Raw genomic sequence first — 20,486 nt, forward strand, 5'->3', positions numbered from 1 at the left:
GACCGCGACGCGAGGACTATTCATGGACAAGAACGGCCAGCCGTATCTGCGGGCCCTCAGCGAGGATGCGCCCCGACCGCTGAGGTCCGTGCTGAGCCATTTGCCGCTGTATTTCGCGGGCATGCTGGTGATCTGGACCCCGGGAATCCTGAACCGGTTCTCAGGCGCGCAGTCCGTCTCCGCCCCCTGGTTGCGATCCGTGACCCCGGAGATCGTCTTCGTGACGTGGACTGTTCTTCTGGTGTACACCGGTTTCCTGATCCTGACGGCCATCCGGCCAGCTTCCTCCGCCGCTCCCGATGCGAGCCTGCCCAGACGTATATCACGGACCATTTCACCCACCATCCAGACGTGCCTGATCATGGGGCTCATCCAGGCCGGACAGGTGGTCATCGCCTCCGTGCATCGGCCACACACGCCCCCGGCGGGTGAGCTGACTCGGACGGCCTTGTTCTATGGGCTCGAAGCGGCGGTCGGAGTCGCAACTTTCTGCGCGTTGTTGGCGGCGATCGCGCTCGGGATGTCCCGCGTACATCGATGGTGGCTGTATGCCTTGGGGGCATGGGCCGTTTACGTCGTCGTCGACAGAATCCAGCGGTACGCAACTTTCGTTCCCTTGCCGTGGATTCGTGGGACGGTTTTCCGCTCTGGCCTCGAGTTCGGGCGACCGGAGGCCACCAATGTATTCATCAATGGATTTCCCGGCAATTACTTTCCGTCTGGAGAGAATGCCACCGGGCAGAGTCCTCCGTACGCGAATCTTGACGTTAACAATATATGGATCAATATCGGAATCGTCACAGCGTGCGTGGTCCTGCTTCTCGTGGTTGCCCTGACGTCCTACTCCCGGCATCGCGGGCAAACGCCGGGTTCCAGGGGATCCTCCCGGGCGAACAGCCCTCGTCCGACCAGGCCGTCCGCCTCCGATGATGGCCGAGAGGATGGCGGCCTGATCCCCTGGGACCGAGACGACACCACCCCCTCCTCCCGTAGACTTGGCCCGTGACCTACTCGCTCCTGAACATCCCCGGTTTGCCAACGTGGGCGGATACGACGCTCGTAGTCATCGATATGTTGATTCGCGTCGTCGCCATTTGCTGGATTCCGTACAACCGGAAGCCGTCTGTGGCCCTGGGATGGCTCATGGCAATTTTCCTGATTCCGTATGTGGGAATCGTGGCTTTCTTGGTCATTGGCTCGACGTATTTGCCGCGTGGTCGTCGCGAGCGCCAAACGCACATGAACGAAATCATCCGGGAACAGATCGGGGACCAACCGATTCTGGGTGACGCGACCGGATTGCGAGAACCGGATATCGCGGCCGCAAAACTGAACTACAAGCTGGGTTCGCTGCCCATGGCCGGCGGCAACCACCTGAAATTCATTCGCGACAACCACGAGGCCATGAACCTCATGGCGGAGGAAGTCGACAAGGCCCAGGAGTACGTGCACTTCGAGTTCTACATCGTCGCGTACGACGCCACGAGCGCACCCTTGCTGGATTCCCTGTTCCGCGCGCACCGACGGGGTGTGAAGGTCCACATCATGGTGGACCAGCTGGGGTCGGCGGGCTACCCGGGGTACAGCCGGTTGGTCAAGATGTTGAACGATTCGGGCATCTCATGGCGGCGTTCCCTGCCCATCCGCCCCTGGCGCGGCGAATATCAGCGGCCCGACCTCCGAAACCACCGCAAAATTCTAGTGATCGACGGCGACGTCGCCTTCTCCGGTTCCCAGAACATTATCGACCGGTCCTACAACAAGCGCGCCAACCTCAGGAAGAAACTCGCGTGGAAAGACCTCATGCTCCGGGTCGAGGGGCCGATGGTCGACGAGCTCAATGCCCTGTTTATTTCCGATTGGTATTCGGAGACCGGCGACCTTCTGTTGGACGAGGTGGACCAGGATCTGCCCGCCGTCGATTCGGGGGTGCGGGCGCAAGTGGTCCCCTCTGGGCCGGGGTTCGAGACGGAGAACAACCTTCGCCTGATCAATCACCTGATCTACAACGCCGAGCGACGGATCGTCATTTGCAGCCCGTATTTCGTCCCGGACGACTCACTGAAGATGGCCCTCACCACGGCCGCCCAGGCCGGAGTCGAAATCCATGTGATCGTGTGCGAGAAGGGCGACCAGTTCTTCCCGCACTTCGGGCAACGTTCTTACTACGAGGCCTTGTTGGAGAACGGGATCAACATTCACCTGTACCCCGCGCCGACGGTCCTGCATTCGAAGTTCATGCTGATCGACGACGATGTCTCCTTCATCGGCTCCTCCAACATGGACCAGAGGTCCTTCGCCCTGAACCTCGAGGTGTCACTGTTGATCCTGGACAAGGAGATCACCGGCCAGCTCGAAGAGATCGCCGATGAATATCTCGAGACCAGTTTCGCCATCAACTACGACGAGTGGCGTCAGCGCCCCTTGCGCATGAAAGCGCTCGAAAACGTCTGCCGGTTGACCTCGGGGCTGCTCTGACTCGGATACGCCGGGGGCTTCGGGCGAGCGAGGCGTTCAGTCGAGTTGGTTGTGCCTCCAGGCACTCGCTGCGGCCTCGAGCTCCTCGGCGGTGGTGATGAGTCGACGCGCCGCCTTGGTCAGGTGGTTTCCCCGTGCGGTGGAACCCGGCGTCGAGACGAATTCCCCGGCCCGCTGGTGGGCCTCCGCGCCAACAGCCTCAACGGCGACGTCGGCCCGGTCCGCCGCCACAGCCTGGCCCAGGGCGACGACGCGACAGAACGCGGCGAAACGCTCGAGGGCGACGTCGAACTCCCCGGTGTAGGCACCGGTGAGAATGGCATCGATCGTGCGGCACACCTCATCAGCCGCGGGCGGGTCCGCGACGCCGGCCACCACGCGAGACACCTGGGCGTTTTCTTGGCCCAAGTGGTAGTGGCGGCTGATGGCCTCCGGGTTCTGGCGGACGGCGTCGCGCAGTGCGTAGATCCGCCAGAGGGCCCCGGGGAGCGAAACCCCGGGCGCTTCGGCCCACATCTCGGCGATGGCCTCGAGCCCGTAGTGGTCGGTGAATTCGACGAGCCGCGCGGTCACGGACGGATCGCTGTTGGCCCGGCCCTGCGTCAACAGCGCCCACGCGGAGGAATGCGCCGCCTGGGAGACGACCTCAGGGTTCATGCCCCCGTCGATGTGTTCGAACATCCCCGGGGAGAATTTGACGGGACTGTGATGCCGTGACGGCTGGCTCGATGCTGGCATGCGCCCAGTCTAGGCTCAGGCCCCAGGCCCAGACCGTGCCATGTCTCACGGGTTCGCGGAGCGGAAACCCCCGGCCGCCCCTTCCTCCGATCGTGCCGCGGGCGTTGGCCCTGGAGGGCCGTTGATTCGTCTCCGAGCAGTTCGAACCATGCCGATGGGTGTTGTAGACTGGGTGAGCTTGAGTTGAGCGCGGGTTGACCGCGCCGGGCTCGGGTGGGCGCCTTTAGCTCAGTTGGTAGAGCATCGGACTTTTAATCCGTGGGTCGTGGGTTCGAGCCCCACAGGGCGCACCGCTTCAAGGAATCCCGTTCCGGCTTCGGCCGGGGCGGGATTCCTTCCGTTTGGGCCGCTCGACGCCGCCCTCGTCTCGCGGACGGGACCCCCCGGCTCCTCAGGAGATCATGCTGGAATCCCCGCGGCGGCGTCGCTCCGGTCGAGCATCGTGCTCGTCACGGTACGAGGGGTCAGCCTGCCCCTGCCTCGCACCGGCTCCAGGAGCCGCAATCCATCTCGGCGCGAGACCCACCAGATCAGGCCGAACGTCGTCAGGACCAGCGGCGGCATGCTGAACAACAGCTCGAGCGGGCTGGTGTCCCCCCTGATGCATCGAGCTGGGGCTGAACGGTGCCACCAGGAACAATGTCCCGTTGTTGGCGGCGTGGACCAGGATCGACAACTCAACTCCACCGGTCTTCCACACGAGCAGTCCCGTGCACACAGCGAAGACGGCAATATCGATCTGACCGACCCAGGAATACCCGTGCCCGGCCACGAACAGCGGAACGGGCAGCAGAATCCCCCACACAGGCAGACGCAACCAGGTGCCCAGCACCTGCTGGGGCAGGGCGCGGAAAACATATTCTTCGGCCGCACATTGCAACGGCGTCACCGCAAGAATCACCACGTACACCAACACCAGTGAGAGGCCCCCACGGGGAATGGAGAGATCAGGCGGGGGCAGAAGAAAGAATCCGCCCACGTTCGCCACCAGGAACACGGGGACCACCACCAGTGCGGCCCGGCCCATCAGGGACCAGCGGAAGCGTCCGACGACGCTGTGCAAGGTTCCGGCCGTCTCCCTTCGGCGTCCCCCGGCCCACCGAAAGGCCAGGGCGACAGCCGGTACCCCGATCGCCAACATCCCCAAAGTCGCGAACATGTCCACCGGATTGCGTGGGTCTTCCATGTCAACGGTCGGTTCGGGCATCCCAGGCAAGATGCCGAAGAGGACCGTCACCACCAGAGAGACCGCGAAGAAAGCGCCGATGAGACCCGCCGCCAGAAGCATGACGAGCAGCGGTTGCCACCACTTGCGGGTCCGGGGCGTCAACCGCGCCATCCTGTGATACGGCAACGGCTCGGGCGGATTGTCGATGTACGTGGAACAGGTCGGGGAAGCAATCATGATTCCATCATCGAATTCCGCGGGCTCCTCACGCATCGAACGAAAGTATCGATTGCCCCGCTGTCCCGGACTTCCCGATCTCATGCTTTCGGCTGATGCCGTGGACAATGCCCTTTTCTACAATGAGAGGTGATGACAGAACCACATGCCCCGAGCATCCCCCTGCGCACGGGCTCCCCGGAGTTGTGTGCGGACGCCCCGGACGCGGGCGGATACACCGGCGCACACGAGCGCAGGGCACCGACCGGCGGCACGGACCACAACGCCGTCGAAGAACAAGCGCCCCGCCGGAACCCGACGCTCCGGGCACTCCGCGAGATCGCGCGCATGGCTTTCTGCTCCGTGATCTGCCTTGCCGTCGGCGCCCTGATATTCATGCTGTTCTTCGGATTGACCCTCGAACAGAACGACAATCAGCTCCCGGACCGAGCCGGCCTGGTTCTGGCACTGGATCTTGGTCTCGGCGCGCTCGCCAACGCCGTCTCGGGTCCGCTGCGCAGGGCGGGACTCTGGAACCTGGTGCTGGTCCTACCGTCTGCGATCAGTGGGTCCTCGATTCCGGCTGTTGCCGTCGGGCTCTACCGCGTCGGGACCCGGCGCGACTGGCGCACCGATGCCTGCGGCGTCGTGCTCTGCGCGAGTGGTGCGCTGGTCTCCGGATTCGTCTACCAGTGGGCCGGCCCCAGTGAGCCGCCCACGCCGTGGGTCGACCTGGCGGCGGGCGCTATCTTCGCGACCGTGTCTCTTTTGATCGGACGGGTCAGGGGAACCCGCATGGCCCTCATCGAGTCGTTGCGCCGTCAGACGGTCAGCGTCCAGCGAGAACGCGCTGCGATCGAACGGAGCCACGAGGCGCTCGCACGCGAGCACCGTGCCCTGGTCGCGCAGGCGAAGGCCGAGCAGCGTTCTTCGATCGCCCGCGACATGCACGACAGCCTCTCCCACCATCTGTCCCTGATCGCGCTGCATGCCGGCGCCGTCGGCTACCGGGAGGACATGTCCCCGTCCCGGATGCGTGAGACATCGGCGCTGATCCGGGACGCGGCACGGTCCGCCAACGCCGAACTCCGCAATGTGCTGTCGGCGTTGAGGGAGGACGCGGCTCCCCTGCCCACCGCCGCGGACCTCGTGGCACAGGTGACCAAGTCCCGCGCCGAAGGTCACGACATCTCGTTGACGTGGGAGGGCCTGAAGCCCGCCGACCTTGACGCTGTGAGCTCGACGCTCGCGGTCGCCGTCGTGCGAATATTCCGCGAGGTGCAGACCAACGCGCGCAAGCACGCGCCCGGCCAGCCGCTGGACCTACGGATCGCCCGACGGACCTCGGACGGCGGCGCGGAGGAGCTCACGCTGACCGCATGCAATCCCATCGGTTCCCCAGCGCACAGGCCGGAGGAAGAGGCTCTGGGTACTGGGATGGGCCTGACCGGATTGCGCGAACGCGTGCATCTGCTCGGTGGCACCTGCACCATCGGCCCGCGCACGTGGTCCCCGGATGAGCATTCGGTTCCGGCATCCGAGACCGAGGTCTTCACTGTCGACGTGCGTTTGCCCTGGCCCTCGAACGGAGGAAACCCCTGGTGACCGACGACCGCGCTGCGGATCCGTCACGGGTCCGCGTCCTCGTGGCGGACGACGAAAAACTCATGAGAGCCGGTCTGCGATTGATGATCGACGGCGCGAACGGCGTGTCCGTGATTGGCGAAGCCGCCGACGGTGCACAGGCGATCGACCAGGTCGAACGGCTGGACCCTGACGTCGTGCTCATGGACATTCGCATGCCGGGAACGGACGGAATCGAGGCGACGCGTCGCCTGGGACAGGCTGGGGTTCGTGCAAGCGTCGTCGTCCTGACGGCCTTCGATACCGACACCTTCTTGCTGGATGCGCTGCGCGCCGGGGCCGTGTCCTTCCTCCTCAAGGATTCGCCGCCCGAGCAGGTGGTCCAAGCCGTCCACGATGCCGCCCAGGGCGATTCCCGTTTCTCCCCGACCGTGTTGCAACGCCTGGTCCGGCTGGCGGCGGAGGAGACGCCGGACCATCCCGTACAGGAGCCCCCGGGCGAGCCAACTGGTCCCGCCGCGCCTCACTACTCGGCGTATGCTCCTGACGGGCTCACTACCCGTGAGTGGGAAGTGGGCCGGCTCGTCGCCCAGGGACTGACCAACTCGGACATCGGGGACGCCTTGTTTCTGTCCCTGCCGACGGTGAAGACTCATGTGGCCCACTTGTTCGAGAAACTCCAGGTGACCAACCGCGTGCAGCTGGCCCTGAAGGTGCTGGAGATCGACGACGCGTGCTGCACAGGTCCTCCCTTTCCGGGACGTTCTCCTTCCCGGCCACGGTAGTTCGCGAACGGCGCGGTGAACGTTCAGGCGACGGCGAATCGGGTCAGGGCGGCGTCAGGACGAACCTCGGGCAGAGCGGATCTGAACATCCGGTAGTAGGCCAGTTCTTCCTTGCTGCGGATCTCGGGGGCGCCGGGTGTCGCGGTTTCCGCGGAGAACTCGGCGTCGTCGATGTCATGACCAACCCGGTCGAGGATCCCTTGGGCTCCGCTGCCGGTCCCGAATTGTTCCTTGCGCCGGAAGAGAAGATGATCCGGGAGCCACCCGCGGAATGCCCTGCGCAAGTGGGCCTTTTCCATTCCGTCGCTCTCGAGCCCCTTGAGACGGGCCGGCAAGGACATGGCATGCGCGATGACATCGCGGTCGAGGAAAGGCACGCGGGCTTCCAGCCCGTGGGCCATCGTGACCCGATCGCACCTCTGAAGGTTGAGTCCGTGCAATCCCTCGATGGTGCGCCTCAACTCCTCGTGGAGTTCCGCGGGCGCGGCGAACTGCTCATGGTAGTACCCGTACCCCGCGAACAGTTCGTCCGCGCCCTCGCCCGTGAGAACGGCTTTGACGTGGCGGGACGTCATCTTGGACAGGAACCAGTTGGGCACAGCGCTGCGGACCAGGCTCGCGTCGAAGGATTCGATGGACCCGACGACGTCGGGCAGGGCTTCTCGAGCGGCGCCTTCGTCCAGCAGTTCCTCGTGGTGGTCCGTTCCCAGGTATTCCGCGGTCTCCCGTGCCGCGAGCAGGTCGGGAGAGGTCCGCGTTCCCACCGCAAAGGTTTTCAGTGTTCTGCCCTCACGAGCACAGTGGTCGGCCGCGATCGCCGCGACCAGACCAGAATCGAGTCCGCCTGAAAGGAAGACCCCGACCTCGACGTCGGCCATGAGGTGTCTCCGCACCGAGTCCGCGACGACGTCGAAGGTGGCCTGCTCGAAGGCTTCGTCCGAACAGCCCTGGCCCTCGCCCGATGCCCCGATTCCGTCTTCCTCCCGATCGGGAATCGCCTCGGCAAAACGATGCAGCCCATCGTGCGGGGTCCACCAGAACCCTGGAGGGAAGACCTCGACCAGTGGCTGCACCTCGGGATCGAAGGCCTTGAGTTCGGAAGCGAAGACGGTGCCTTCCTCGGTGCGCGCCCAATAGAGGGGCTTGATGCCGACGGCGTCCCTCGCCGCCACGAACTCTCCGTCCTCGGTCGCCGCGCAGAGGGCGAACATCCCGCGCAGGCTTTCCAGCGCGGCCGGACCACCGGTTCGCAGGACCGCGAGCGCGGCCGCGGAGTCGGAACGCGAGTTGAATGCCCCCGGCATCTCTTCGCGGAGGCTCTGGTGATTGTAGATTTCCCCGTTGCACACCAGGACCCAGTCGGAGGGACCGCGCGTTCCGCCCAGGGGCTGGTGCCCACTATCGACGTCGACGATCGAGAGCCGACGGTGGCCCAACCACGCCGTATCTCCGACGTGCTGGATCCCGACGTCGTCCGGCCCCCGGTGAGCGAGCTTGTCGAGGGCCCGCTGTCCCATCGTGTCGATGCCTGCCGTCGATTTTTTTGCGTCATTGAAGACGCCCACTATGCCGCACATGGTTTCGACCGTAGGACCTCACGGCCGGAACGAACAACGCCGGTTGCTGTATACGCACGCATGGTGCGAGAATGTGCGCATGGTCGGCGACAATCTCTCCAGCGTGCATCGGGCGCTGACTATCCTTCGGATGCTCGGCGAAGGCCCCCTGGGAGTCCAGGAGGTGGCAACCGAGATGGGCAAGGAAAAGAGCCAGGTCTCCAGGACGCTGAAGGTCCTGGCGGAAGAGGGGTTCATCGAGCGCGACCCCCGGACACTTCGGTACGGCATCGGGTGGCAGGTCCTGGCGCTGGCGACGTCGGCTGGGGACGAGAGGCTCCAGCGTGAGGCGCCTCGGGTGCTCAGGTCACTGGCGCGCGGCGTCGGCGAGCCCGCCTACCTCACGGTGCTGTCCGGCCGCGGCGCCATGACCCTGCTGACCGAGAGAACCTCACGCGGCATCCAGGCCCACGAGTGGGTCGGACGAACCTCTCCCCTGCCTTGCACCTCCGCCGGACGGGCGCTCATGGTCGACATGGACGAAGCGGACCTGCGCTCGGTCCTTGGCGACGACGCCGACCCGCTTCCCGGCACCCGATCGGCGCCACAGGACATACCGGCCCTGATCAGACGCTTGCGACGCGAGCGTGCCCGGGGCTTCGCGGTAGCCCGCGAAGAATCCGAGCCCGGGCTGGTCGCGATTGCCGCACCCGTCCGCAACCACCGCGGAGAGGTGGCCGCCGCCATCAACGTCTCGGCCCCCGCGTTTCGCATGCCTCGAGCAACCATCGAGGCGGCGGCCCCGCTGGTGGTCGCCGCGGCCGACGAACTCTCGGCGGCCATCGGTTCCTCGACCGAAGTCTCGGCGGACCACTGAGCGCTGTGGGCTTGTTCCGGGGTATGGCTCCGTCGGTTACGGCTCCATGATGAGTTTGATCGTCGTTCCGGGACCGTTGGAGGCCATTCGAGTGATGGCCTCCGCTCCTTCGGCCAAGTCCATCCGGTCGGTGACCATGAGTTCCGCGATGTCCGGGCGCTCGGCCAGGAGCTCGGCAGCTACGTCGAAATCTTCTCGGGTGTACATGGCGGTACCCACGAAAGCGATCTCCTGGACCTGGAGTTCACCGACGGGGACGGGGACTTCCGTATTGAACACGGCAACCTGGACCACCGTTCCTCCCGGGGCGCACCGACGGACCGCTTCGGCGACCAACGGAGCGTGTCCTGCCGCCACGAAAACGGTATCGAACAGCTCCCCTCCTTCCGAGACGGCGTCCGGCTGAAGCACGTCTGAGGCTCCCATGGCCTTGAGCATGTCGGAATTCTGCCCTCGCGGTTCGCTGACCGTCACCCGGCCGGGAGAAACATGCTGGAGAACGGCCGTGACCAGCGCGCCGATAGTTCCGCCTCCCATCACCAAGTGGCTGGGCTGCCTCCCCTGCTCAGGCGTGGTCCGGACCTGACGCACGGCGTGGGCCGCAACCGCCAGGGGCTCCACGAGAGCCAGCGCGTAATCCGGTATGCGGTCGGAAACGGGCAACACGGTGTACGACGGCACACGGACGTATTCCGCGAAAGATCCGTCCCATTCGGCTATTCCGAGCATCTGTTTCTTCGGGCACAAGTTGTGTCGACCCGTCGTGCAGTACTCGCAGGTTCGGCAGAAACGCTGAGGCTCGACGACGACACGTTGTCCGACCAAGGTGTCGTCGCCCTGCTCGCCCACTTCCGTGACGACGCCGCCCACCTCGTGCCCTGAGATGAGCGGCGGGAACCTGAACGGGTGCGTCCCGCGGAGCGCGGAAAGATCAGAACCGCACGAACCGGTCGACAGCACATGGACCACGACGTCCTCGGGCCCCGGGCTCGGATACGGGATGTCGACCACGGATGCCGTTCCCTCGAGATCGAATTCAATAGCGCGCATTTCTTCTCCTCATCATTTCTTCAAGCGGTCGGGGCGAAGGCCCGGACTCGAGCCGAGCGGGGCACAATCCTTCACTCGCCCACAACCCCGTTGAGAGCCGGATCTTCGTATTCGTGCGCGGGGTCGATCCCGCGTTTCATTTGCCAGCGGTAGAACAGGGCCGTGACCACCGGGGTGAGTAGTGCCGTGATGACCACGGACCCGGCGACCTGCACAGTCGCCGTCTCGACGATGGAGCTCATGGAGGGGTCGGCCGCGGCCACGACCGCTGGTGTTGCCACGGCGGCTCCGGCCGTGGAGGATTCGGCGACTCCCGCAATGAGGTTTCGGCGCGGTCTGGGGCGTCGGGACAGCACCTGAACCAGCCAGAGCAGAAGAACGGCGAAGCCACCGGAGAGCAACAGGGTGAAGAACCCGAGCAAAATTCCGGAGGGACCCGCAGACGCGATGTCCCGGAAATTGATGCCCGCGCCGAGGGGGAAAGCGAAAAACGGGATCAAGAGCTTTTCCCCACTCTTCAGGAACCCCCGGATATCCGGGTCGAGGTTCCCGAGAACGAACCCCAGAAAAACTGGCGCCAGCACGGCCACGAAGGACAACAGCGGGATATTGGCCATGCCCGCCGCGCCGAGGACGAGCAGCGTGAGAAATGGGCCGTCATTCAGGCAGATGACCGCAACGGCCCCTCGATCTGTTTTGTTCCCGAATTCCTGGGTCAGAGCCGCGTAGAGGCCCGTATTCGAATTGCTCATGGCAGCGACGATCGCGAGCGGCGTCAGCGTCCATAGCGTGCCGTCCGGCATGAAGACGCCGGCGACGATCCCGACCAGGATTGCGGCCAATAGCTTGCCGACGAGAATCGCGAATCCCTTCTCCGCGACGGGTGCGGCCGCGCGGACAGGCAACTGCGCCCCCATGCACACCAGGAAGACGCCGATGACCGCCATCGCACCATCCTTGAACAACGCCTCGGTGAACCCACCGATTTCCAGCGCGCCGGGAGCCAAGGTATTCAGCAGCGCCCCCAGGAGCAGGGGCACAATCATCAGCCCACCCGGTATCTTCTCGACTCTCGCGAGGATTTTCATAGCTCTCCTTTGAGTACCGATGGGCCAAGCGAATCGCGCGGCACTGCGTCGATGCTGATTCGTTCTGTTAGCTGTTCGACAAGTATTCACATTTTCTAACATATGGTCAAGGGTCGGCCTCATTGATCTCACCAGTGATTTCACAGGTCCACCCACCCGGTCACCCCGCAGAAGGTGACGCGACTCGCAGATCAGGGCGGGCAAATGTTAATTGTTGTGATAGCGTGGCAGGTGTTCGCCGGAACATCGCCGGGACACGAACAATCACCGTGTCGTGGCGAACAGTCGACCAGCGAGCGCACAGCTCATATGACCACGGGAGGTACACCCATGAAGCTTCGTCTGGGAGTCATCGCGGACGACTTCACTGGCGCGACCGACATCGCCGGGTTCTTGGTCTCTGCGGGATTGCGTACCGTCCAGCTCAACCAGCCGTCCGTCGAGGAAGTTCTTCGCACCGCCGAAACGTCGGAAGCCGAAGCCATCGTCGTCGGCCTGAAGACACGGTCCGCGCCGCCTCGTCAGGCCGTGGACGCGAGTCTCGAAGCCGCCCGAGCGCTGCGCAACGCCGGCGCGACACGGTTCGTGTTCAAGTACTGCTCGACCTTCGACAGCACGGCACAGGGGAACATCGGGCCCGTCACGGACGCACTTCTCGATGATCTCGATCTCGATTTCACCGTCGTAGTCCCCGCTCTGCCGGTCAACGGCCGAACGGTCTACCGCGGGCACCTCTTTGTGGGCGACGAGCCGCTCAATGAATCCGGGATGCGTCACCATCCGGTAACGCCCATGACGGATTCGAATCTCGTGAGGCTCATGAGCGCACAAAGCAGAGGGCACGCAATCGCTGTCCCGTACGACGTCGTCCGCCAAGGAGCTCAGGCCGTCAGGGCTTCTCTGGACGATGCACGCTCCGGTGGGGCCAGATACGCGGTCCTGGACACGCTCGATGACGACCACCTTCAGACCATTGGCGAGGCCTGCAAGGAATTGGTGCTGGTCACCGGCGGTTCGGGGGTCGGTGGTGCCATAGGTCGAGTGCTCTCCTCAGACATGGGCCGACCCGCATCACAGCCCGCACCCTCGGATTCTTGGACCGGAACCCCCGGCTTCGGCATAGTCCTGTCGGGCTCCGCTTCGCAGATGACCAACCGCCAGGTGGCCCGGTATCGCCAGCTTGCCCCTGCCCTGCCCCTGGACGTCAGCAGAATCATTGCGGACGGTCCCGACTACCTCGAGGAAGTCCTCACCTGGATTGGGGACAACGGCCGGAGCGAGAATCGGCCCGATCCCCTGGTGTACGCCACCGCAGGGGCTGAACATGTGAGAAGCCTCCAGGAGAAGCACGGTGCCGAGGTGACGTCGGAGGCCATCGAAGAGTTCTTCGCTCAGATTGCCCATAGGGTGCTCGAGGACGGTTACACGCGGTTCGTCGTCGCCGGCGGCGAGACCTCGGGAGCCGTGACGCAGGCATTGGGCGTCAGCGCATTCCGTGTGGGGCCCCAGATCGCCCCTGGGGTCCCCTGGACGAAGAGCACTGACGGGCGGCTTGACTTGGCCCTCAAATCCGGGAACTTCGGCGACGAAGATTTTTTCTCGTCGGCGCAGAACACCATGCGGGAAGGACGCGACTTCCATGATCCCCGATGAAAGACGACGCCGCCTGCTCCACATCGTTGAGGAGCGAGGGTCGGTGAGCGTGGCAGACCTGACCGAGCATTTGGGCGTCTCCCACATGACCGTCCGTCGGGACATCAGGCTTCTGGAGGAATCCGGTCGTTTGCGATCCGTCGCGGGCGGAGTCTCTCTGCCGTCCCGTCTGGAGCTCGACGCACCCCATCACGCGAAGATCGGCATGCGACCGGATGAGAAGGACGCCATCGCCAGGGCCGCCGTTCGACTCGTCGCGCCCGCAGACCTGGTTTATCTCGACGCGGGGACCACTACCTTGGCGATCGCTCACCACCTGGCTCGCGAGGCGACGCAGGCGGCGGATCGTGCATTTGCGCCGTCCGTGGTGACCAACGATCTGGCCGTTGCAGGAGCCATTGCCGAACACTCCGGCCTCCGTGTCCACCTCTTGGGCGGACAGGTCGACAACGCCAATCTGGCCACGCACGGAGCGACCACCGCCGAGGAGCTCCGGGGCCTCAACATCGACTTGGCCTTCGTTTCCACATCGTCCTTCGACCTCCGAGGCATATCAGTACCTACCGAGGAAAAACTCGTGGTCAAAAGGGCCATCAGCGAAAGTTCCCGCCGGCTCTATCTGACGACGGACAGCCGCAAGTACGGCAAGGTCGCCGCCTTCAAGGCCATCCCTTTCGAATCGTTCGACGGAATCATCACCGATTCGGATTTTCCCCCTTCGGCCAGGGACCATGCTCGTCAACTGGGTGTGGAGGTCGATTGCCAGTCTGCGGCCGCTCCGTGACCCGCGTGTGCCGGCGGCCGGTATCCTCCGCCTTCTCGACCATCGACTGAAAAGGACGTCACCTGTGGGAACGCACGACATCAAGGAAGAGATTGCGACACTCGGAGCAAGCCTGTTTCACCGAGGGTTCAGCGTGGGCAGCGCGGGGAATATCAGCGCGCGTGCGGACGACGGATTCCTCATGACCCCCACGAACTCGTCATTGGGGCGTCTCTCGCCCTCGAACCTGGCTGTCCTGGATTCTGCGTGGCGCCATACGGGAGGTCCTCGCCCTTCCAAGGAAGTTGTCATGCATCGAGCGATGTACGATGCTCGCCCCTCCGCGCGAGCCGTGGTGCATTTGCATTCGACGTACGTGACCGCGCTGAGCTGCCTCGAGTCCCCGGACGGCGTGATTCCCCCTCTCACCCCGTATTTCGTCATGAGGATAGGCCAGGACGTTCCGACGGTTCCGTACTATCGCCCCGGCTCTTCGGAGATCTACGAAGAGCTCCTGGACGCGGCCCGAACCGGGCCTGCGGTCATCCTGAGGAACCACGGTTCCATGGTTGCCGGCGAATCGCTCGAAGAAGCCGTCAACACGGCCGAGGAGTTGGAGGTCTCCGCCCAATTGGCCTATCTGCTGCTCGACAAACCCAAACGCCCCCTGACCGGGCAGCAGGTACGCGAGCTCACGGGACGGTAGCGGCGAAGGTTCTTGGACACTAGCTCCTTGGCCCCTCCTTGAACTCGCGTTGTAACCTGAAGGGAACCTCGCGAAGGAGAGTGGGATGCGACGAACCATAGTAGTGGGAGCCTCATTGGCGTTGGCCGTGGGCCTCGCCGGGTGCGGAGACGACGACACCGATGCGAAGTCCTCATCGTCATCCAGCGCCAGCGCCAGCGCCTCGGGAGCTTCCTCGGAGGATCTTTCAACCAAGAAGTTCCCCGTCACATGGAATGACGCCCTGAAGACTGCCCAGGAGAAATTCGACGGCGATGTCAGCAAGATCGAGTTGGAAAAGGGCACTTCGGGCAAGTACGAGTACAAGATCGAATTGCTCTCCGATCAGCAGAAGTACGCCATCCAGATTGATGCGGATTCCGGGGACACCGTGAACGAGAAGACAGATGATCTGGACAAGGACGAAGTGCAGTCCGAGCGGAAGTCCGACCGGATCGACATGTCCTCAGTGATCTCGCTCGACGAAGCGATGAAGAAGGCCAAGGAAGTCCAGGACGGCCCGATCAACAAGTGGAAGATCGAGGGCAAGGACCGTGGGCCCCAGTACGAATTCGATATCGACTCGACCGGCGGTTCCGAGGACCACGAAGTCCAGATCGATGCACACAGTGGGGACCACATCAAGGACAACTAGCCCGAATGCCGCGTAATACCGGCTCCGGTCGGCCCGGCCCCCGGTCGCGGCGTGCGGCAATTCATAGGGCACCGGGCCGCACGAACGTGCTACTTTACTCATTGGTTCACAAGCTATCGAACAGGAGGTGAGGCGCAATGGACAGTGAAAGTTCTGGCTATCCGTTACCCCACGCCCCCTCCGGCATCGTCACCAAGGACTGACCGGGTCCATCTGCTGGGGCGGGCACCATCATTGACAGCACCGCCGGGATGCACAGCATCCGTGCGTGCTTTTCCACGCCCAAGGATCCAGCATGAATACCCCACAGACCACAGAAGTCGCAGACACCGTCGCGGACATCCAGCCCTACGTCCAGGCCAAGGACTTCGCGGCGATCGTCGACGCCATCTCACCACTCACGTCCGAGCAGGTCGCAGCCCTCCTGGAACGTCTCCCCGTCAACCACCTGGCCATCGTGTACCGGTTGTTGCCGAAGGAGAAGGCCCTGGAGGTCTTCGAACGCCTTTCGCCCAGAATGCAGGGCGATCTCATTGATGGGCTTCAGGACTCGGAAGTCACCGCACTGTTCGCCGATCTCGATCCCGACGACCGCGTATGGCTTCTCGACGAACTCCCCGCGGCCCTCGCACCCCGGCTCCTTCACGGCCTCTCGACCAAAGACCGGGAACTGACCTCCGGAGTCCTGGGGTACCCCAAGGGCTCGGTCGGTCGACGCATGAGCCCGGAATACGTCTCCACCAGAATCGACCACACCGTCTCCGAAGCCCTCGACCGGGTCCAGCGTCACATTGCCGATGCGGAGACCATCTACACCCTCCCTGTCTTGGATGGAAGCCGCCGCGTCGTCGGCGTCGTGAGCCTCCGCGACCTCATGGGTTCGGAACCGGACCAGACGATCTCCGAGCTCATGCAACCGGCCAAGACCACCTCGGCCTACCAGTCCGCGGAGGAAGCCGCACGCCGCAGCACCAATCTCGGTCTCCTGGCGTTGCCTATCGTGGACAAGGAAGGCCGCTTGGTCGGCATCCTGACCTTCGACGACGCCGTCCGGATCCTCGAGCACGAAGAGACCGAGGACTCCGCTCGCCAGGGCGGCGTCGAGCCACTGAGGCGGCCCTACCTCGCGACGCCCATCCGAGCGCTTGTGAAGTCCCGCATCGTCTGGCTATTCGTCCTAGCCATCGGAGCGACCCTGACGGTCCAAGTGCAGTCCCACTTCGAGCCGACGATCGAACAGGTGACGGCGCTCGCCCTCTTCGTGCCCCTCCTCATCGGAACGGGCGGCAACACCGGCAACCAGGCGGCCACGACCGTGACTCGTGCCATGGCACTGGGCGATATCCAGCCACGCGACCTGCTCAAGGTGCTCCTCCGAGAGCTCGGAGTCGGTTCCTCGCTGGGCGCGGCTCTGGGAATCATCGGGGGCACGATCACGGCCCTCGTGTTCGAGCCCCGCATCGGTGTCGTCATCGGGCTGACATTACTAGCGGTTTGCTCCTTGGCCGCCACCGTGGGAGGCATCATGCCGATGGTAGCCCGTGCCCTGCGCGTCGACCCGGCCGTCTTCTCCAACCCGTTCATCAGCACGTTCGTGGATGCCACGGGCCTGATCGTCTACTTCCTGATCGCCCGAGCCGTACTCCAGATCTGAGTCGAAGCCTGGCGACGGGCTGGCGCCCCTCGGGGCCGGCACGGGGTGTTGTGCTGCATGGGGGTGCACGAGGGGGGGGGTGCTGCACGAGGGCCTGCGCGTCATGCGGGACCGTGTCTGGAGCCCCGCCGAAGGTGGTTGCGGCCCCGCCAAGGTAGTTGCGGTCCCGCAGAAGGTGGCGTTTACCCGATTAGGCGGCGTTTACCTTCGCCAGGTGGGGCTTTAACCCCCACCTGGCGAAGGTAAACGCCACTCGCGCGGGCAACCCCCACCCAAGAACGCCACTCGCGCGGGCAACCCCCACCCAACAGGGCGCACCGGGAGGCCGACGTCGTCGTTGACGCCTGGCCGGACCCAACGAAGAAGGGCCGGGGCTGTTCGCCCCGACCCTTCGATCGTCATTCGCTCCATCGTCGACTACTTCGACCAGGCTCCCGCATAGAAGTCCTTGGACCGAGAGTCCAGGAGGTCGCGGTAGGCATCCGGATCGAGTGCCTGTGCGGAGTCATCAGGGACCTCGTCCGCGAAGGCCGAGACGCCCAGCCCTGCCTTGTGGTCCTTCACCTCGAGGCCCGCGGCCTCGAGAATCGTGGGATACATGTTCAGCTGGTCGATATTGGGCCGCATCTGGCGGTTCTTGTTCTCGCCCGGCACCCAGACCCTGTTGAAGATCGAGCGGTTCGGGTTGTTGTCCAGCTGCTCGTGGAAGGCATCGCCGGCGCTCATGTGCTTCAGGTGGTCACCCATGATCACCACGGCGGTGTCGTCCAGGTAGCCCTTTTCCTTCATGTAATCCACGTAGCCGGCAACCTGATCCATCGAGCAGGCGTACACGGAGGTCACGTCACTGTCGGTGTCCTGCTTGCAGTAGTCGTACATGTGGACGGGCTCGTGCGTGTCCAGGGTCAGCATCGACAGGTTGAACGGCTGCCCGGTCTGCTCGGACTCTGCGTGCAGACGATCGATCTCGTCGCGGGCGTGGGCCATAAGACGCTCGTCGCTCAGGCCCCAGTCGCTGCGGAAGTTCTTGGCGTCCTCTCCCATGGAGCGCCAGGTGTTGAGATCTTTCTCCTCGTCGAAACCGTGGCTGCTCAGGAACTTGTCCTTGGAGGCGAAGGAACCGTTGGCTCCGCCCAGGAACTCGCTCTTGTAGCCATGGTCGGCCAGCACGTTGCCGGCGCAGTTGAGTCCGCCGAGGTAGTTGTCCTGGGTTCCCTCGGACTGCCCGATAGAGCTGCCGCTGCCGATGATTCCGGGGCCCTTGAGCGGGACGCCGCACTGGGTCGAGGTCAGACCGGCCATGGTCCATCCTCCGCCCTCGTACTGCTGGAAGTTGTCCACGCTCTTCCAGCCCTCAGACTCCTGGGTCGAGTTCTGGAGCGAGGAGAACGCGTTCTTCTCAAACAGGCTCTCGTCCGTCAGCGTTTCTTCGCCGGACTCGAGGTAGATGGTCACCACGTTGTTCTTCTTGGAGTCGTCGGTGATCTGGGGCTCGGCGTAGTAGTCATTCATGTCGTACTTTGAGCTGGCGGACTTGATGTAGTCGCCCATGCCGACGGTCGTGGCAAAGGCCGACCCTCCGCCGACCGTCAGGGCGACGACCAACACGGTGGAGATCGACCGCCGGATCCACGGCTTGCGCCGCTTCGTGTGCTCCAGGCCGTTCTTGCGAAGTTTGCGGAGCCGGAGGTGGCGGAACACCGCGATGCCGATCGTGATCAGAACCGGGAGGACGCCGATGCCGAAGATGCCCATCCACACAATGGCGCCTCCGCCTCCGTCCGTCTGCACGGACACCAGGTTGAGGAGCATCTGCCCCACCGAGATCTTGCCCCAGAAAAAGCGAATACCCAGCCCCGCGATGAGCAGGACCAGACTGAACCAGATCAAGATGTAGACCAGAATGCCGCCGATGACGGCGCCTGCACGCCGGCTTACTTCGACAAACCGACCGGACATGTTTTTACCTCGCGTTCGCTGACTGAGTGGCTCCCCCAAATTCATGGCCGCATGTAGTAAAAGGGCACATTCAAGGATCTTGGCAACAATACACTACCCGTTTACGCGCCATTTACCCATAGTCGGCGTGTTCTTGGGCACGTCAGCGGCCTGAATCCGAAAGGACCCGAGCCTCCGCAGTGCGCTCCACGCGGTGCAGGGCGGCGGTCCGGGCACCCGCTTCCTCCCGGTCGGTGTCACCCCAGAAGTGAGGCGTATCCCTCTCGATACGAGGGGTAGCGGAAGTCCGTCAGTGACCGCACCAGCGAGCCATCGATTGACTTGCCTCGACCTCCCCCGCTCCCGGAGGCGTCGGGCGGAGCCGGAACCCCCAGAAGTCCGGCGATGTGATCGGCAACGTCCCCCAGGGGCGCCGGGCTGTGATCGACCGCGTGCACCAGGGCCGGAGGATTTTCGGCTCCAAGGACGGATTCGATGACCGAGACGAGATCGTCCCGGTGGATGCGATTGGTCATGCGATTCCGCACCACGGGCTCGCCGCGAGCAACTCGGTTCGCCAATGCTGTTCGGCCGGGCCCATAGATCCCAGCGGGCCGCACGATCACGATGCGCGGGAAGAGCTCCATGGCAAGGAGTTCGGCAGCCCTCAGGATTTTTGCCGTCTCCCGACTCGGCGAGGGATCGGTCGCTTCGGTCACGGTTTCGCCGTCGTTCTGCCCGAAAACTCCGGTCGAGGACACCAGGACGACGAGCGGTTCGACCCCGCCCGGGCCCCGAGGAAGCGCCCGCCTCAGGCCGCGCAACCCGTTCAGGTACGTTCTCTCATAGGCATCCGCGTCGGGCGAGTCCGCCGTCAGCGTGACGACCACGGCGTCGGCCCCCGGAAGGTCCCCTTCCCGCGCGCCCGTCAGGTCCAGAGCGAGACCCGAGATCTCGGAGGGAAGCAGGTCGGCTCGACGTCGAACGCCCGTTGCACTCCACCCGTGGGCGACCATTCTCAAGCCCGTGGCGATTCCGACGTCGCCGCACCCGGCGAGAAGAACATGCTTGCGCGTCATTGGCGTCCGGCACCGAAAGCTTCGGCAACACCGTTGAGCTGGTTCTTGAAATCGTTGTAACCGTCGAGATCGAGCGAGACCGTGGCCCAAATCTTCTCCGGCACTCCCTCGGCGTCGTGCCGAAGCGCGGCGCCTGCCTCGGTCAGAGCAATGAGGCGACGACGTTCGTCTTCCGGGTCACGAAGCCGCTCGAGCAGTCCCCGTTGTTCCAGGCGGCGGAGGACCGGAGTCAGCGTTCCACTGTCCAGTCCGAGAAGATCGCCGATCTGTCCGACGCTCTGCGCCTCCTCGGTCTGCCACAGGGTCAGCATGACCAGGTACTGCGGATACGTCAGCCCCAAGTCCTCCAGGAGGGGCCTATAAGCGCGCACCATGGCGTGACTCGCCCGGTAGAGGGAGAAGCACAGTTGGTTGTCCAGAGCCAATGGAGAGTTCGATGTCGACACAAGCTCATCCTAACAAACCCATTGACGCATTTAT

18 protein-coding genes and 1 tRNA gene are annotated in these 20,486 nt (G+C 64.2%); 11 read left to right on the top strand and 8 right to left on the bottom strand.

All coding sequences use genetic code 11. From position 1 onward, the window contains the following. Positions 1-22 precede the first annotated feature (22 nt). Positions 23-1,006, top strand: coding sequence for a hypothetical protein (locus tag AB0Y14_RS10255; protein ID WP_436589165.1), 984 nt, complete (start codon positions 23-25; stop codon positions 1,004-1,006). 65 nt (positions 1,007-1,071) lie between these two features. Next, the gene (gene cls / locus AB0Y14_RS10260; protein ID WP_436589339.1) at positions 1,072-2,478 is read left to right on the top strand and encodes a cardiolipin synthase; all 1,407 of its coding nucleotides are present in this window, start codon (positions 1,072-1,074) and stop codon (positions 2,476-2,478) included. A gap of 36 nt (positions 2,479-2,514) precedes the next feature. Here cls and AB0Y14_RS10265 read toward each other — a convergent pair whose 3' ends face one another. After that, entirely contained in the window at positions 2,515-3,216 is a 702-nt protein-coding gene (locus tag AB0Y14_RS10265; protein WP_436589166.1) for a hypothetical protein, read from the bottom strand. A gap of 217 nt (positions 3,217-3,433) precedes the next feature. Between AB0Y14_RS10265 and AB0Y14_RS10270 the strand changes: the two genes are divergently transcribed. After that, positions 3,434-3,506 (top strand) — tRNA-Lys (locus tag AB0Y14_RS10270). Between the two features lie 101 nt (positions 3,507-3,607). On the opposite strand, the gene AB0Y14_RS10275 is transcribed toward AB0Y14_RS10270, so the two are convergent. Next, positions 3,608-4,657: a CPBP family intramembrane glutamic endopeptidase gene (locus tag AB0Y14_RS10275; protein ID WP_436589167.1), complete on the bottom strand. Its 1,050-nt coding sequence runs from the start codon at positions 4,655-4,657 to the stop codon at positions 3,608-3,610. Between the two features lie 96 nt (positions 4,658-4,753). Between AB0Y14_RS10275 and AB0Y14_RS10280 the strand changes: the two genes are divergently transcribed. Next, on the top strand, positions 4,754-6,205 hold the full coding sequence (locus AB0Y14_RS10280; RefSeq protein ID WP_436589168.1) for a sensor histidine kinase: 1,452 nt from the start codon (positions 4,754-4,756) through the stop codon (positions 6,203-6,205). Then, positions 6,202-6,969 carry a response regulator gene (locus AB0Y14_RS10285; RefSeq protein WP_436589169.1) on the top strand — a complete coding sequence of 256 codons (768 nt, stop codon included), beginning with the start codon at positions 6,202-6,204 and terminating at the stop codon, positions 6,967-6,969. The genes AB0Y14_RS10280 and AB0Y14_RS10285 overlap by 4 nt, the downstream gene beginning before the upstream one ends. Positions 6,970-6,992: 23 nt before the next feature. Here AB0Y14_RS10285 and asnB read toward each other — a convergent pair whose 3' ends face one another. Beyond that, on the bottom strand, positions 6,993-8,546 hold the full coding sequence (gene asnB, locus AB0Y14_RS10290) for an asparagine synthase (glutamine-hydrolyzing) (protein ID WP_436589170.1): 1,554 nt from the start codon (positions 8,544-8,546) through the stop codon (positions 6,993-6,995). Between the two features lie 79 nt (positions 8,547-8,625). On the opposite strand from asnB, the gene AB0Y14_RS10295 reads away from it, so the two are divergent. Further along, the gene (locus AB0Y14_RS10295; protein ID WP_436589171.1) at positions 8,626-9,402 is read left to right on the top strand and encodes an IclR family transcriptional regulator; all 777 of its coding nucleotides are present in this window, start codon (positions 8,626-8,628) and stop codon (positions 9,400-9,402) included. Between the two features lie 36 nt (positions 9,403-9,438). Here AB0Y14_RS10295 and AB0Y14_RS10300 read toward each other — a convergent pair whose 3' ends face one another. Then, positions 9,439-10,452, bottom strand: a complete 1,014-nt coding sequence (locus AB0Y14_RS10300) for a zinc-dependent alcohol dehydrogenase (RefSeq protein ID WP_436589172.1) — start codon at positions 10,450-10,452, stop codon at positions 9,439-9,441. Between the two features lie 71 nt (positions 10,453-10,523). Then, on the bottom strand, positions 10,524-11,540 hold the full coding sequence (locus tag AB0Y14_RS10305) for a 2-keto-3-deoxygluconate permease (protein ID WP_436589173.1): 1,017 nt from the start codon (positions 11,538-11,540) through the stop codon (positions 10,524-10,526). A gap of 330 nt (positions 11,541-11,870) precedes the next feature. Here AB0Y14_RS10305 and otnK point away from each other — a divergent pair, with 330 nt between their 5' ends. From otnK to mgtE, 5 genes are all read left to right on the top strand, one after another. After that, the gene (gene otnK, locus AB0Y14_RS10310) at positions 11,871-13,193 is read left to right on the top strand and encodes a 3-oxo-tetronate kinase (RefSeq protein WP_436589174.1); all 1,323 of its coding nucleotides are present in this window, start codon (positions 11,871-11,873) and stop codon (positions 13,191-13,193) included. Then, on the top strand, positions 13,180-13,977 hold the full coding sequence (locus AB0Y14_RS10315; RefSeq protein ID WP_436589175.1) for a DeoR/GlpR family DNA-binding transcription regulator: 798 nt from the start codon (positions 13,180-13,182) through the stop codon (positions 13,975-13,977). Before otnK ends, AB0Y14_RS10315 begins: the two co-directional genes overlap by 14 nt. A gap of 64 nt (positions 13,978-14,041) precedes the next feature. Beyond that, positions 14,042-14,662 carry a 3-oxo-tetronate 4-phosphate decarboxylase gene (gene otnC / locus AB0Y14_RS10320; RefSeq protein ID WP_436589176.1) on the top strand — a complete coding sequence of 207 codons (621 nt, stop codon included), beginning with the start codon at positions 14,042-14,044 and terminating at the stop codon, positions 14,660-14,662. A gap of 85 nt (positions 14,663-14,747) precedes the next feature. Continuing rightward, positions 14,748-15,335: a PepSY domain-containing protein gene (locus AB0Y14_RS10325; RefSeq protein WP_436589177.1), complete on the top strand. Its 588-nt coding sequence runs from the start codon at positions 14,748-14,750 to the stop codon at positions 15,333-15,335. A gap of 295 nt (positions 15,336-15,630) precedes the next feature. Continuing rightward, the gene (gene mgtE / locus AB0Y14_RS10330) at positions 15,631-16,989 is read left to right on the top strand and encodes a magnesium transporter (RefSeq protein ID WP_436589178.1); all 1,359 of its coding nucleotides are present in this window, start codon (positions 15,631-15,633) and stop codon (positions 16,987-16,989) included. Positions 16,990-17,406: 417 nt separating this feature from the next. Here mgtE and AB0Y14_RS10335 read toward each other — a convergent pair whose 3' ends face one another. From AB0Y14_RS10335 to AB0Y14_RS10345, 3 genes are all read right to left on the bottom strand, one after another. After that, on the bottom strand, positions 17,407-18,948 hold the full coding sequence (locus tag AB0Y14_RS10335; protein WP_436589179.1) for a sulfatase-like hydrolase/transferase: 1,542 nt from the start codon (positions 18,946-18,948) through the stop codon (positions 17,407-17,409). A 236-nt stretch (positions 18,949-19,184) separates the two neighbouring features. Beyond that, positions 19,185-20,006, bottom strand: a complete 822-nt coding sequence (locus tag AB0Y14_RS10340; RefSeq protein WP_436589180.1) for an NAD-dependent dehydratase — start codon at positions 20,004-20,006, stop codon at positions 19,185-19,187. Further along, positions 20,003-20,452 carry a MarR family winged helix-turn-helix transcriptional regulator gene (locus AB0Y14_RS10345; protein WP_436589181.1) on the bottom strand — a complete coding sequence of 150 codons (450 nt, stop codon included), beginning with the start codon at positions 20,450-20,452 and terminating at the stop codon, positions 20,003-20,005. Before AB0Y14_RS10345 ends, AB0Y14_RS10340 begins: the two co-directional genes overlap by 4 nt. Positions 20,453-20,486 lie beyond the last annotated feature (34 nt).

It is taken from the genome of Rothia sp. HC945, assembly GCF_051370785.1.
Lineage (GTDB): Bacteria > Actinomycetota > Actinomycetes > Actinomycetales > Micrococcaceae > Rothia.